At 72.8% G+C, this 13,999-nt stretch carries 9 protein-coding genes; 3 read left to right on the forward strand and 6 right to left on the reverse strand.

All coding sequences use genetic code 11. The features are described 5' to 3' along the window. Positions 1–2: 2 nt before the first annotated feature. From ACIHEI_RS11825 to ACIHEI_RS11845, 5 genes are all read right to left on the reverse strand, one after another. Positions 3–4,121 (reverse strand): TIGR02680 family protein, encoded by a 4,119-nt coding sequence (locus ACIHEI_RS11825; protein ID WP_396606484.1) that lies wholly within the window; start codon positions 4,119–4,121, stop codon positions 3–5. Continuing rightward, on the reverse strand, positions 4,118–5,383 hold the full coding sequence (locus tag ACIHEI_RS11830; RefSeq protein ID WP_396606485.1) for a TIGR02678 family protein: 1,266 nt from the start codon (positions 5,381–5,383) through the stop codon (positions 4,118–4,120). The genes ACIHEI_RS11825 and ACIHEI_RS11830 overlap by 4 nt, the downstream gene beginning before the upstream one ends. Continuing rightward, complete coding sequence (locus tag ACIHEI_RS11835) at positions 5,376–6,989, reverse strand: TIGR02677 family protein (RefSeq protein WP_396606486.1); 1,614 nt, start codon at positions 6,987–6,989, stop codon at positions 5,376–5,378. The genes ACIHEI_RS11830 and ACIHEI_RS11835 overlap by 8 nt, the downstream gene beginning before the upstream one ends. A gap of 105 nt (positions 6,990–7,094) precedes the next feature. Next, complete coding sequence (locus ACIHEI_RS11840) at positions 7,095–8,120, reverse strand: ferritin-like protein (RefSeq protein WP_396606487.1); 1,026 nt, start codon at positions 8,118–8,120, stop codon at positions 7,095–7,097. Between the two features lie 369 nt (positions 8,121–8,489). Beyond that, positions 8,490–8,672, reverse strand: a complete 183-nt coding sequence (locus ACIHEI_RS11845) for a hypothetical protein (protein ID WP_396606488.1) — start codon at positions 8,670–8,672, stop codon at positions 8,490–8,492. Between the two features lie 739 nt (positions 8,673–9,411). On the opposite strand from ACIHEI_RS11845, the gene ACIHEI_RS11850 reads away from it, so the two are divergent. Continuing rightward, positions 9,412–10,128 carry a class I SAM-dependent methyltransferase gene (locus tag ACIHEI_RS11850; protein ID WP_396606489.1) on the forward strand — a complete coding sequence of 239 codons (717 nt, stop codon included), beginning with the start codon at positions 9,412–9,414 and terminating at the stop codon, positions 10,126–10,128. 721 nt (positions 10,129–10,849) lie between these two features. Further along, entirely contained in the window at positions 10,850–12,157 is a 1,308-nt protein-coding gene (locus tag ACIHEI_RS11855) for a TIM44-like domain-containing protein (RefSeq protein ID WP_396606490.1), read from the forward strand. A gap of 202 nt (positions 12,158–12,359) precedes the next feature. Here the strand turns inward: ACIHEI_RS11855 and ACIHEI_RS11860 are convergent, their stop codons facing one another. Then, entirely contained in the window at positions 12,360–13,268 is a 909-nt protein-coding gene (locus tag ACIHEI_RS11860; protein WP_396606491.1) for a DMT family transporter, read from the reverse strand. A gap of 286 nt (positions 13,269–13,554) precedes the next feature. On the opposite strand from ACIHEI_RS11860, the gene ACIHEI_RS11865 reads away from it, so the two are divergent. Beyond that, the gene (locus ACIHEI_RS11865) at positions 13,555–13,995 is read left to right on the forward strand and encodes a hypothetical protein (protein WP_396606492.1); all 441 of its coding nucleotides are present in this window, start codon (positions 13,555–13,557) and stop codon (positions 13,993–13,995) included. The last annotated feature ends 4 nt before the right edge of the window (positions 13,996–13,999 follow it).

A 13,999-nucleotide genomic window follows, 5' to 3' on the forward strand; every position in this document is an offset into this window, starting at 1 on the left:
GGTCAGGCGAACAGACCTTCCGGCCGACGATCCGACCGCGCGGGGGCGGCGGGGTCGGGGACCCGGGTTCGGTGGTGGCCGTCCCACCTCCAACGGGTGACCAGGACGGCCGCGATCTCGTCGACGCGGGAGAGCTGGGCGATGGCCAGCCCGGGAACCTGGGGATAGCAGCCCCATTCCCGTTCGGAGGTCATGACGACATCGAGATCGAAGGCGGCGAGCAGTCCGAGGGACTTGGCCCGGGAGTCGTCGTCGACGCCGGCGAAGGCTTCGTCCAGGGTGACCAGGCGCGGGGCGTGCGGATTGCCGGCCGAGGCGTAGTGGGAGGAAGCGGCCGCGAACAGCGGGAGCGAGACGGAGAGCACCCGTTCGCCGCCGGACGCGGGTCCGGTGGCGGACTGCCACCTGCCGTGCTGGTGGCGTTCGATGCCGAACTCGTGCCAGGACCGGTAGTCCAGGGCGGTGGTGAGGTGTTCGAGCCAGGTGCCGGAGGGACTGTCGGCGCGGGCCCGGTCGATCTGGCCCTGGAGGAATTCGCCGAGAGCGGTGCGGTCGGCGTCCGTCCAGGCGTCGGAGGACTGGCGCAGCAGGCGCCGGCGGGCTGAGGCAAGGCCCCCGGGCGCGTTGCGGGCCGGGCGCCAGACCAGCCGGAGCAGCATGCCGGTGCTGGTCGGGCGGTCCTTCAACTCCTCGTTCATCCGCAGGACGCGCTGGTCGGCGGCGCCGACCAGCTCCTGGAGGGTGCCGGCCACCTCGGTGATCAGGTGGTTCTCCAGGATCTCCTGCTCGCGGGCGGAGAGCAGGTGCTCCCGGTCGGCGACCTCGGTGGTGAGCGCGGCGGCCAGCTCGGGGACGGAGCGCTCCCGGCCCTGGAAGACCACGTCCACGATCAGGCCGTCGTCCAGCAGTCGGGCCGCGGCCGTGTGGCCGTGGCGGGACAGGGAGTCGGAGAGGTCCTTGTGTTCCTCCATGATCCGGCGCTGGACGCGTTCCCAGGCGGAGTCGGAGTCGTCCACCGATTCCAGCTCGCGTTCGACGGAGCGGGCCAGCCGGACGGCGGGTTCGGGCGCCCACGAACCGGCTTCGGCGTCGAGGCCGGGCAGGGCGACGGCGAGCAGGCCGGTGGCGGCGAAGCGTCGCAGCGCGTCGATGGCCTCGGCGCGGGTACGGGCGGTCTCCTCGATCTCCGCGCGGACCCGGGTGCGCAGCGCGTCGGCGGCGGCCTGGCCGCGGACGGCGGCGGTCTGGTCGCGGCGCGCGGTCCGCTCCTCGTCCTCGCACGCGGCCAGCGCCGCGGAGACCTCGGCCAGCCTGCGCTGCAGTTCGGCGACGGCGGCACCGATCGTGGCGGCGAGCGTCCGGTGGCGTTCGCCTGCGGCGACGGCCTCCCTGGCCGCGGTGCGGGAGCGTTCGGCGAGTTCGGCGGTGTGTTCGGCGGCCCGGGTGTGCTCGTCGCCTTCGGCGGCCAGCGCGGTGCCGGCGGCGCGGGACTCGCGCACGGCGGGCCAGAGGCCGGCCACGGCCACCCGGTATCGGCCGAGGGCCTCACGGACCTCGCGCAGTTCGTCGGCGGTGGCGGGAAGGCCCAGTTCCTCGGTGAGGGAGCGAAGTTCGGCACCGGCCAGGTCGGCGGCCGCGGCGGCCTCGGCGGCTGCCCGGTCGGCCGCTGCGCGGCGCTCGGCGGCGCGTACGTATTCAAGGTGCGCCACCGACACGGCGGCGTGCGCGCCGCGCAGGTCCGAGTCGTCCGGCAGGGCGGCCTGCTCGGCGGCGAGGGTGCGCAGGTCCGCGTCCAGCCGGGCGGAATCCGCGTCGAGGGTCGCCAACCTGGCTTCGACTTCGGCGAGCTCGGCCTCGATGGCGGCGAGCCGGGTACGTCGGGCGTGCTCCCGGGCGAGGTCGCCCAGGTATTCGGCGGCGGGCTTGGACCAGGCGCCGACGAGCGCGCCGAGGCGGAACCGGCCGTCGAGGGCGATCCAGCTGCCTGCCTCGGGGAGTTCCTCGCCCGGGTCGAGCAGACCGATGCCGGCCAGCAGCCGGGCGACCAGCCCGTCGGGAAGCGCGGCGGCGGCCGGGTCCTCGCGATCGACCGCCGGGCACAGGACATCGGCCAGCGACCGGCCCGCCACCGGAGCGCCGACGGACACCAGCGTGTCCCAGGCGTCGGCGGTGGCCACCCGGCCGTCCGGATCGACCCAGGCATCGAGCAGGCCGGACGACTCCAAAGCCGCTTCCAGGGACGATTTCTGACGATCCGTCAGGCCAGCCGTGAAATCGACCAGACGCCACAGCGGCGCACCGGGCCGCGTCCGTCGATTCTCCGGGGCACGGGTGTGCGGAGTACGGGGGCCCGGCCGGCCGCCTGCCCGCAACTCGGCCGACTCGGCCCACAGCGCATCGCGGCGTTCACCCGCCGCGCGCTGCTCCGACTCCAACACGGCCCGGCGCCGGGCGAGTTCGATACCGATGGCCTCCGCCGTCCGCCGTGCGGCCTCCCGGGCGGGGTCCGCCCCGGCCAACGTCCCGATCCAGTGGGCCAGTTCGTCGAGCGTGCCCTCGGGATCGGACGGTCGGAGCAGGGCACAGCCGGCGAAGTGCGTGCGGACGGCGGCGAGGTAGTCCGAGCCCGCCCGCTCAGCGGCCTCCGCGGACTCGGCCCGCAGCTCGGCCCGGTGGGCCAGTTCGCCGTCCGCTTCCGCCAGCCGGCGGCGGGCCGCGTCGAGCTCCCGCCCGGCCAGCTGGGCGGCCGCCACGTGCCGGTCGGCCAGGGCGACCGAACGGAGCCTGCGGTCGACGGCCTCGGCCGCGCCGCGCTGCGCCGCCTCCGGGGTGTCGCCCGCCGCGAGCGGGCCGCCGACCCGGTCGGCGTGCTCGCGGTCGATGCCGGCCGCCGCCGCCTCCTCTTCTGCCGCGGCGGCGGCGGCCGCCAGGGCGCGTTCGGCGGCCTCGACGCGTGACCGGGCGGCACCGAACCGGGCGGCGTACCTGGTCAGCTCGTCCTCGGCCCGGAGCCGGTCCGCCTCGGCCCGCTCGGCGTCCCGGGCGGTGCGGTCGGCCAGGTCGGCGGCCTGCTCCAGCTCGCGGGCGCCGCGCATCTCCGGGCCGGCCCGCAGCGCCTCGTTCCGGGCCCGCAAGCCGGCGTGCCGCCGCTCCAGTTCCTCCAGCCGGGCCCCGGTTTCGGCGAGTGCGGTGCCCGCGGCCTCGAAGTCCTGCTCCGCGGTGTTGAGTTCGGCCCGCTGGGACTCGTAGCGGGCATGCTGGGCGCGGGGCGCGCGGGCCTTGCGCCGGGCGGCCACCCGGGCGTAGCGCCGGTAGTGCTGGAGGAAGCCGGTGGCGGCGCGCTCGGCGGCCACCATCGCCGCCAACTGCTCCTTCTCCTCGTCCAGCGAGCGGAACGCCTCGGCGACGTCGGCGATCACGGCCTGGTCCATCGGCGGCAGCGATTCGGTGAGGGCCAGGGAGAGGGCCTTCTCGCTGGGGCGCTTGGACAGCTGCGGCTGCCGCAACTGGACGAGCAGGTCGACCAGGGCCGCGTACCGCTGCTCGCCCAGGCCGAACAACGCCTCGTCCACCGCCCGGCGGTACGCCCGCGCCGAGTCGTACAGCAGGCCCCGGCCGTCCAGGGCCTCGGCCAGCCGGTCGCGGCCGATCGCCGCGCCCGTGGAGTCGAGCAGCCGCAGCTCGGGGCCGATCCGCCGGTCGGTGACGAAGAACCAGTGCCGGGCGATACCGCGACCGCTGACCGCTTTCAGGCCGCAGCCCAGGGTGGTGTAGTGCGGGGTGCCGTCCTCGTCGAGGCGGCCGAACTCGATCCAGGTGTAACCGAGCCGCTCGGGGTGCGGGTGCTCGCCACCGAGCAGCAGGTTCCACTCCATCCGCTTCTTCGGGTCGGCGTCCGGCTCCACCCGGTGCGGGGAGAGGTCGCCGTCCAGCAGGAAGGGCAGCGTCAGGGCGAGCACCTTGGACTTGCCGGTGCCGTTGTTGCCGCGCAGCAGCAGGCGGCCGTCGTGGAAGTGGAACTCCTCGACGTCGTAGTAGAAGAGGTCGACCAGGCCGACCCGCAGTGGCTGCCAGCGGGTGCGGCCGGGCAGCGGCAGTGGCGTCTCGGTGGTCGTGCTCATCGGGTCCTCTTCCCCTTCGTGCTCTTCTTCGGGGTGCTGCGGGGAGCGCTCTGGCCCGGTTCCAGCAGGATCGTCTCGCCGACCCGGTACCGGTCCAGGGCCGGACGGGCCCGGACGGCGGGAGTGCCGTCCGCGGCCGCGACCCGGTCCAGCAGACCGAGCGCCACGAGCCGGTCCACGGCCTGCTCGGCCAGCTCGGCCTCGGCGCCGGGCGCGGTCGCGCTGCGCCGCCAGAAACCGGCGTGCTCCAGGGCCCAGCCCGCCACCCTCCGGTGCAGTTCGGGCAGTGGGACGGTCGCCCCGCTGCCCGCCAGGTGCTCGGCGACGAGCAGTGCCACATGGCCGTCGGTGCCCTGCTCGGGCATCCGCAGGTCCGTCAGGTCGTCGTCCGGATCGACCATCGCGATGCCCTCGGCCCGTACTTCCGGTACCAGCCCGGTGAGTTCGCCGATCCGCCGGGTCAGCGCTCCGCGCTGCGAGGCGAGGTACGTGCTCTCGGCTTCGGACAGCCCGTCCAGGTACAGCACCGGGTCGTCCAGCAGACGCCTGGTCAGCGCGTGCCGCAGCGCCCGGTTGCGCAACTCGTCGCTGTCCGGCAGCACCTCGGCGCCGAGCCCGGCGAGCCGCTGCGCGAAGCCGTCCGCACGCACGGTACTGGGACCGCGCCTGGAGACCAGGAGACCGGCCAGCACCCGGCGGTCGACGTCGTACAGGACGTCCCCGGACGCCTTGAGGAACGCCTCCTCGTCGCCCGCGACCCTGGCCAGTGCCCCCCAGTGCAGCAGCAGCCGGACCACCGCCACCAGATCGGCACGCTCCTCGCGGTCGGCCATGGCGAAGACGACCCCGGCGGCCTCCAGCGCGGGGTCCGCCGCGGCGAGCACCACCTGCTCCGCCAGCCGGCCCAGCGCGATCTGCTGCTCGGCGCGCTCCAGCGCGGCCAGGCACAGGCAGAACAGGACGTAGCGGCGCCGGGAGAACGGCAGTCCGGTGCGCTGGTCCCGGGCCGGATGGGTGGGGTTGTCGTCCCGGCCCGGGGTCCGGCGCAGCCGGGCCACCTCCGAATCCACCAGCAGCGGCCAGCCGGTGTTGCGCTCGAACCACGTGCGCAGCGCCGTCGCGTGCTGCCGGACCAGCCGGAAGTCGTCGGCGTGGGGACCGCCGGCGCGCAGCAGGGGACGTCGCAGCAGCGCCCGAGCCGCCCGTCGCACCTCCTGCGCCCGCTGCGCGGCCAGGGCGTCGCCGAGGCGGTCGTCAGTCACGGTCGTCCCCCAGTGGTTCGTCCGCAGGTGCCAGGTCGATGATCTCCACCAGGTGCTCCGGGCCCCACAGCGTGCCGTCCAAGGTGTCGATCTTGGCGATCCCGCCGCCGGGCAGCCTGGTCAGTCTGATCTCCATCGTTCCGTCGTTGGTGGTGGTGGAGACCGATTCGGCGCCCGGGCGCCAGGCCGACAGCGCGTCGCCGAGAAGCAGCAGGAACAGCCGGAACGCGTCCCGGTCGAGCCCGCCGAGGTCGCTCAGGCGCACCTCGCCCCCGGTGGCCAGCGAGGCGCGGGCGGCCGCGGTCTGCTCGGCCTGTTTGCGGGCCAGCTGGGCCAGGTACGTCCTGGCCTCGCCGCGGTCCTGCACGGCCCTGGCCCGGCCGCGCCGCTCGTACGAACCGGTCCGGCGCAGCTGTGGGCTGATCCGGACGCCCGGGGCGTCGTACCAGGAGGCCGAGGCGGGCACCGGATCCGCCTCCCGTTCGGCCAGCGTCTCCTGGTCGATCGTCAGGTGGCGGGCCGAGTACAGGCCGAAGGCCGAGCGCCACAACCGGTGGCGGGAATCGTCGTCCGGGGCCTCGGCGAACCAGCGGGCCAACTCCCGGAAGTCGGCGGAGCGGTCCGAGCGGCCGGTTCTGCGCTCGTTCAACGCCTGGACGACCGCGAGGAGTTGGGGAACGGCCTGGCGGGCGGCCGAACGCAGCAGCTTGGCCTGGGAGCTGCGACCGGGAACACTCAGGAACCAGGCCCGCAGCCCGTCCCAACGGCCCCGCCACCGGGCCTCGGCGGCGGCCAGCGCCTCGGCGGCGGCGTCCGGCGCCGCGTCCGAGGCCTCGCGTTCGGCCGCCAGCCGCAGCAGCGGACCGATCGGGCCGTCCGGTGGAGCGTCCAACTCCTCCAGCAGTTCGGCGATTTCGGCACCGCGGGTGACCAGGTCCGCGATGAAACGCTCCAGGTAGTCGATCAGCCGCTGCTTGTAGGCGAGGAACACCTCGACCTCGGCCTCGTGCAGGTCGACCGTCCGCTGCAGCGACCCCATGAAGGCGCGGGCGTTCTCCGCGAGCCCCGAGAACCGCTCCACCAGGGCCAGCAGTGACAGGTGCACCACGGCCGGGTCGGGCTCGGGCCGCCGGGCGAGGGCCAGGACGGTCCGGAGCTGGGCCGCGATGTCGGCCAGCGCGACGGCCTGCAGCTCACCGCGACGGCCCAGCGCCTCGTCGTACGCGGCCAGCGCCTCCTCGGCAGCCTCGCCGGCGCGCGTCAGCTGGTAGATGCTCCGGGCCCGGTAGAAGTCCTCCAGCGCGGTGACCCGGCCGGTGTCCGGATCGGCGCGCAGATTCCCCCACTTGGCAAGCTGTACCAGTGCGGCCGCGACGACGTCGAGTGACAGGCGGGCCTCCGGCGGCAGCCCCAGGTGCACATCCTCCGGGCGGAGGTGGACGGTGAATTCCTGCTTGGCCCGGACGAACACACCCATCACCCGCCGGTACAGCGCGCTGTTCTCCGCAGTGAGGTGCGCGAACGGCCGGTACGGCCCGTCCCCCTGACCACCCTCGCCGCGCGGCGGTCTCGCAAGCGGATCGTTCTCGCTGGTCACGCACGTCATTGTGCCGGACGGGTGACCGGGATCGGACCGGTATGCCGAAACCGGGTCGGACAGGGACTCGCGGGGCTGCTCCCGGCGGGGCCGGGAACCCGTACGTTGGTTGATTCAGCCGTGGTTGGGGCGGTGGATGAGGAACTCGGGCCCGTACACGTGTGTGCTGTCACCCGGTAGGGGTTTGACCATCAACGCCTGCGCAGCCCCTTTCAGCGTGAACATCGCACCGACCGACTGGCTCAGCGCGGAGGAGTCCCCGTCCCGCCATGCCGTCTCCAGGAAGTCGAGCATCTTGGTGTACTGGTCGTTGAAGGCGGTGAGCAGATCCGGCACGTCGCCCGCGGGGTTGGGCCAGGCCCCCTGCGTGAGCCTGCCCATGGGGTACGTCTCGGGGAAGGGAACCGGATCCCCGACCCAGTCGTACGGTGTGGGGCCGGAGGGCGTGGGCACCAGCCGGTGTCCCTTCCAGATCTCACCGAAGCCGTAGTAGTGGGCCAGCTTTCCGCCGGCGGTGGGGTCGTCGGGCAGATGGCTGGTGCCCTCTCCCTGCTCCTTGATCACATCGATCGCCTTTGTGATCTGGTCGACCGAGGTGAACTTCTCCAGCGTGTTCCTGCCGATTTGCGTCTCCATCTGATGGCCCGACCCGATGGACGGTTTGACGTTGTTGAAGGCGTCCCGCACCGCGTCGTAGAACTGGCCGATCGTGACCCACTCCTCCTGCAGGCGCGCGAGCGGGTTCTCGGGCATCTCGATCTCCATGAAGACCTCCCGGACGTACGTCTGGGTCAGCCCCTGGAGGTACACATCGATCGTCGGCCGCACATTGCCCGGCAGCTTGCCCGGATACGTCGGGGCCGCGGCGAGGATGCGCGGTGTCCCGCCGATCGCCGACAGCATGTTGCACACCATCCCCATGTGGTACATCTCGTCGTGGACGACGCTCTTGATCACCGCCTCGGCATCGGAGCCCGTGGTCTTGATGGACCACATGCCACACAGGTAGGGCGGCAGGGTCGACAACTCCAGAGCGATGGCGGACTGCAGACTCTCCTTGATCCACTCCAGGTCGTGATCGACCGCTGGGGTCTTCATGAGTTCGGCGATCGGCACCGGCTTGGTGGCGTAAGTGGTCACAGTGGTTCCCGTTCGTTCGATGGGAGCGGCGGCCAGGCACGGTCGACGCGGCCGGAGCTGCTCGAGAAGAAGCTCCGGCCGATCACGACTGTTCAGTGCGAATCCCCGCGCCGCTGAGTGCGCATTCGATCGTTCCCGGGCTGGATCGTGACAAAAGCGGACAGATGAGCGAAGACTCCTTCGGCGTACTCGCCGTCCGGGGCCGTGCGCGGACCCGCGGCGGCGTAGCGCGCCCGGAGCGGACGCGGCCGAGCCCGGACCGGAGTTGCAGGTGCCGGCGGCCTCGGTCCGTGGTCGACGCTGGGTCGAGCTGGACCCTTGCCGCGCCGGAATGGACGCCCACATGCGGGCAGACGGAACAGCGGGGCCTCAGGTGTCGAGCTCGCGGGTGATCTTCGAGCGGGCGGGGGCCCAGACGCCGTCCGGCAGGAAGCCCTCCTCGCCGACCCGGTCCAGCTGCATCGCGACGTAGTGCGTCGAAGCGTTGCAGTCGTCGTCCGCCTCGTCGAAGAACGTGATGCTGTCGGGAGCCAGGTGGAAGTTCCCCGGCATCGCTCATCGGCCCAGCACATCACCCGGAAGGAAGCGCCGAGAACCGGGGCCATCGAATTCGGAATGCCGCCGGTCGGCCCGGCGCAGTCACGAGACCGACCGCAACGCCTGCGCGACTCCCAGGAGTACGGGGTTCAACGCCGCGTGGCGTGCGTCATGCGCCCGGGGCGTGAGCCGAGGCCCATCAGGTCGAGGGGTTGGTTCACCGACCGCACTGGGCCGGAGCCAAGTCGCTCCAGCGCCACCGGCAATCGAGTCGGCGGGAGCCTGCCAGGAGCCCGCCGACTCGTGCGTGGCCTCGCACCGGGCGCGTGCTGGGGTGCGTGTGCCTTGAGCGGGCCGTCATCGAGATCGCCCCCGGCAGCTGCACCGTCGTCGCCGACCACCCCGCGCTGCGACGCTCGTGAACGCACCACGCTGACCCCAACACGGCAACGCAGTAGGTAAGGCATGCGTACTCCGACAGTCGTCGCATGCCTCTGACGGGTCCTCCTGGAGGAGTGGGGGAGCTCCGGAGAGTTGGGCAGACCGCCGGGGTTGAGGAAGTGCAGTTCTGTTCGGCGCCGTTGAAGGACGGGACAGGGGAGGTCGCCGATCCGGTGCCGGCCGTCGGCGACGGGGGAGGGATGTCAACGTCCGGTCATCGGGGGCGAGTTGTGGCCCGTTCATGGGTGCGGCGCGCGGTGTTCTGGCAGGCTGGTGCGCGGCATGTCCGAACCGGTCCGGTCAGGAGTGTTCCATGGCAGCAGGGGAGCAGGAACCCGCCCAGTACGACGCCATCGGTGAGCGGTACGCCGACTTCAAGCGCGACCACGGCAATTCGCCGGAGGAGCCCGCGGTGCGTGCCCTGCTCGGGGATCTCGCGGGAGCCCGGGTCCTCGACGTGGCCTGCGGGTTCGGCCGTTACACCCGGCTGGCGAGGGAGCTCGGTGCCGCGCGCGCCGTGGGGGTGGACGTCTCGGCGGAGATGGTGGCGTTGGCCCGGGCGGAGGAGGCGCGGAGCCCCGCTGGGGCCGTGTATCACCGGCACGATGCGGCCGCGCTGCCGGTGTTGGGGGTCTTCGACGCGGCGGTGGCGGTCTGGCTGTTCAACTACGCCGAGGACCCCGGGCGGATGGCCGACATGTTCCGGGGCATCCGCGCCAACCTCGTCCCCGGTGGCCGCCTGGTCGCGGTGACGGTCCACCCCGGTTACGAGGCGGCCGATCCGGACCGGCAGCCCGTCGGGGCGCGGGTGACGGCGGCCCGGCCCGTACCGAGGGGCACGGCTCTCGTCCTGGAGTTCCCGGTCGAGCCGCCGGTCGTGCTGGCGTTCACCCGCTGGGACGCGGACGTCTACGAGCAGTCCGCCCGCCAGGCCGGCTTCACCGACCTGACCTGGCACCCCGTCCGGAATCCGGCGTCGGAACTGCCGGGACGGGAAGACCCGTTCATCGTCGCCCTCGTCTGCGCCTGACCGGGCGGCCCCGCGCACGGGGTGCCTGATTCCGCGGTTCAGCGGGCTCGGTGGCCACCATGCCGCTGCGCTCGGCCGGTCGCACCTTCCGGGCGGCGATCAATCGCACTGCTCAGCGAGATGAGCTGTCCGCCCACAAGGACCACGAACTGTCCGCTCACCCGGACGTCCTCATGTCGGTGGACAACATCCCGCCCCCACATGGCGCGGGACCGCCCCCGGAGCCCGAAGGCCCCGGGGGCGGTCCCCTTCACCTTCACCGGACGAGCGGCGAGGTGGTGGGTGTTGTTATCCCACGAGCCGGTCCGCGTCCGCACGGCGACGTGCCCGGTACAGCAGCACACCGTCCAGCGTCAGCAGCCCGCCACCGGCCAGACCCGCGGCCGCGAGACCCGCGGGCCAACCCGTGTCCGGCGGGTGACCCCCGCCACCGGCGTGCGGCGGCTTCGAAGGCACCGCGACGACGCTGAACCCGGGTGCGAGCACGCCTGGAGCACGGCCGGGCAGGTCCATGCGCGAGGACGCCGTGGAGGGCCTGGTTCTCGGGGTGGAGATCCGGCCGGCCTGGCGGACGGGGTGCTCGCCGGGGTCGGTCTGCCGTCCCCGTCCTCGGGAGGCTCGCTGACCCCAAAGTCTGTCGGGTGTCCAGGCTTGTAGGCTCGAGTGGAACAGCTCTGATTTTTGAAGGGGGAGCCCAGTGCGCGCCCGTCGATGGATAACTGTGGTTGCTGGAGTCGTCGCGCTGAGCAGCCCGGCGGTCGCGTATGCCCGCGGCGGGGGCGGTAGCCACGGGTTCAGTGGTGGCGGGGGCGGCGGGGGCAGCCACGGTGGTGGCTTCCACGGGTCGACCGGCACCGGCTTCGGCTACGGATTCCTGGCCGGTGGCGGCGGCGGTGGGATCTTCCCGCTGCTGGTGATCGTGGCTGTGATCCTGCTGATCATGTGGCTCAGGTACCGGCGCCGGAAGGCGAGGCAGGCGGCCGACCTGAACACGGTATCGGACCGTACGGCGCACCGCTCGGACGCGCAGGCGCGCGAGCGCGCCGCCCAGATCGGGGCCCGGGTCGATGCCCTCGCCGAAACGGATGCGACCTTCGACCGCGCCGCACTCGAGCGCCGGGCCGTCTGGCTGTACACGACCGCCCAGCAGGCCTGGACCCGGAACGATCTCGCCATGCTGCAGCAGATCCTGTCTCCGGTGCTCTACGGCAAGTGGGCCGACGAACTGCACGACTACGCGTCGCGCGGCGAGGTCAACGTCGTGGAGATCGTCTCCGGCCCGGTGGTCGAGCTGGTCGACGTCGCGAACCGCGCAGGCGAGCTGAACGACACCGTCACCTTCCGGATCACCGCGACGCTCAACGACTACGTGCGCCGCGGCTACGGCACGGACGCCGTGCGCAAGGACGGCTCGACCCGCCCGGTCGAGTACTGGACGCTGCGCAAGAGCCCGGCCGGGGAGTGGATCGTGTCGTCGATCGAGCAGGCGGCCGAGGGCGCGCACCACCTGACCAGCGCCATCGAGACGGACGGCTGGGACCAGAAGGAGGTCGCCCGCGAGGCGGTGCTCGAGGTGGCCGGGAAGACCGCGGTCAAGGGCGTGAGCGACATCCTGTCGCTCACCAACATCTCGTGGAGCACGGACGCCGACAACGCCGTCGGCGACCTGAGCGTGCTCGACGGCCGGTTCGACAAGGCGGTTCTCGAGGTCGCCGTCGAGCGGTTCCTCGAGGAGTGGGTCATGAACGACGGCAGCCTGGACTTCACGTCCGTGCGCACCGTCAACCGAACCGTCATGCGCAACGCCGTCGTCAAGTCGGTCACGGTGCGCTCGCTGGTCTCGCGCGACCCGATCGTCTTCCGGGTCGCGGTCGACGCGGAGGGCGTCTACTACGAGGTCGACCGGCGCAGCGAGCAGGTACTCCGCGGCGACGCGCGCGAGCGCAGGCCGATCGGCTTCGCGTTCGATCTCCGGCTGGACGACACGTCGAGCAACGCGTGGACCGTGATCGCCGCCGACGCGGCGTAGGCGGGGTCCGCGCTGCTCAGGCCTTGACCGCGTTTGCGGGGCCGGCTGGAGCAGAACAACGCTGTGGTAATGAGCGTGGTGCTGCTGGTGATCGGTGTCGCCCTGCTGGGCAGGGGCATCGGTGGGCTCAGCTCGTAGGGGGGCGGTGTGGGACGGCCCTTGTCGGGCCGTCCCACCGTTGCTTTGCGGGCCTGGCCGGAGGTCAGCCGGCGCGCAGCTCCGTGCGGGCCAGGGCCGTTACCGACAGCAGCAGGACGGACGTGCCGAGCAGGACGGACGGGGTGAGCGGCTCGTCCAGGACGGCGGCGGCGATCACCGTCGCGCTGAGGGGTTCGATCAGGGCCACCACGGAGGCGGTGGCGGCGCGGATCACTGCCGCGCCCGCGAAGTAGAGCGCGTACGCGAGGGCGGTCGGCACGGTCGCCAGGTAGCCGAGCAGCAGCAGGGTGGACGGCAGGGCGTGCGTCGACGGGAGGAGGCCCTCGGCGAGGGCGAACGGTGCCAGGCAGACCGCGCAGACCGTGAACGACCAGAGCGTGGTGACCGCCGGGTCGTCCGCGGTGCCGGTACGGGCCCAGTGGCGGGTGGCGACGGTGATCGCCGCGTAGCCGGCCGCCGAGGTCAACGCCCAGGCCAGGCCCAGCGGTTCGGCCTTCACGCCCCCGCCGCCGCCGAGCATCAGCACCGTCAGGCCCAGCAGCGCGCCCGCGATCGCCGACACCCCGGCGCGGCCCAGGCGTTCGCCCATCAGCAGCCGTCCGCCGAGAGCCACCATCACGGGCGCCGAACCGAGCGTCACGACCGTGGCCACGGCCAGGCCCGCGTGCTGCACCGCGAGGAAGTACGCGGCCTGGAACAGCGTCAGCCCGAGCCCGTTGAACAGGATTCGGGCGGGGGCGGGCCGCGGGCGCCTCGCCTTGGTGGACAGCCGCAGCGCGAGCAGGACGCCCGCACCGCCGAGCGAACGCCAGAACGTCAGGGCCAGCGGCCCCAGCCCGCTCTGCCGGAACAGCAGCGCGGCCGCCGCCCCGGCGGTACCCCAGGCGGTCGCGGCGAGCGCGACGTACAGCAGGCCCCGCCGCGCGGGCAGGGCGGTGTGCGTGGAAAACACGGGTGAACTCCCGAAAAGCCGTGATGGTCAGTGGCCACGGAAGCGGGCAGCACCAACCGGCCCGGTCGCCCCGCCCGAAACGGCAGGACCCCGGACGCGCTCAGGAAGTGGCCGGCCGCCCGCTCAGACGGCGGGAGGGGGCAGAACACCGCGATGCATGGCGGTCACTGTACCGGGCGGCGGGGGTCGGCTGGTTCAGTCGGGATCACGGTAGGTTGACGGAATGGTGCCGGGGGGTGAGCGCAGGGTGGCGCGATGGTTGGTGGCGGGATCACTCGGGGCGTGCGTGGTGTTCACCGTCGGGGTGGTGGGGTGGGGTGCATGGCTGACGGATCGTCAGGGCGCGTTCGTGACCGATGCGGTGAGGGCGGAGCGGCTGGCCGGGTTGGGGGCTGAGCAGCATCCCGGGAAGGGGCGGTACTACGTGCCGGAGCAGGCCGTGTTGGTGCGGCGGGCGGACGGGGGTGCTGTCGGGTATCTGCATTACCGGCTGGGCGGGGGTATGGATGTCAACGTCGAGGATTTCCTGCGGACTTACGACCTTGGCGAGCCGGGGGGAGCGGTGGCGATTCCGGAGGATCTGCGGGAGGCGTTGCCCGGGGACGAGCCGGGGGACGGGGCGTTGGTGTCGGGGCAGGTGGGGCGGCAGGTGTTTGTGGTGCGGGCGGTGGGGGGTGAGCTGCCTGGGGGCGGGGATGTGTATGTGCGGGCCGAGGGGCAGGGATAGCGGG

It is taken from the genome of Kitasatospora sp. NPDC051984, assembly GCF_044593455.1.
Classification (GTDB): domain Bacteria; phylum Actinomycetota; class Actinomycetes; order Streptomycetales; family Streptomycetaceae; genus Kitasatospora.

Excerpts from the sequence above, each read along its gene's own strand:
- ACIHEI_RS11850 (WP_396606489.1), top strand. The coding sequence starts at position 9,412 with ATGGCAGCAGGGGAGCAGGAACCCGCCCAGTACGACGCCATCGGTGAG.
- ACIHEI_RS11845 (WP_396606488.1), bottom strand. The coding sequence starts at position 8,672 with ATGCCGGGGAACTTCCACCTGGCTCCCGACAGCATCACGTTCTTCGAC.
- ACIHEI_RS11825 (WP_396606484.1), bottom strand. The coding sequence starts at position 4,121 with ATGAGCACGACCACCGAGACGCCACTGCCGCTGCCCGGCCGCACCCGC.
- ACIHEI_RS11835 (WP_396606486.1), bottom strand. The coding sequence starts at position 6,989 with ATGACGTGCGTGACCAGCGAGAACGATCCGCTTGCGAGACCGCCGCGC.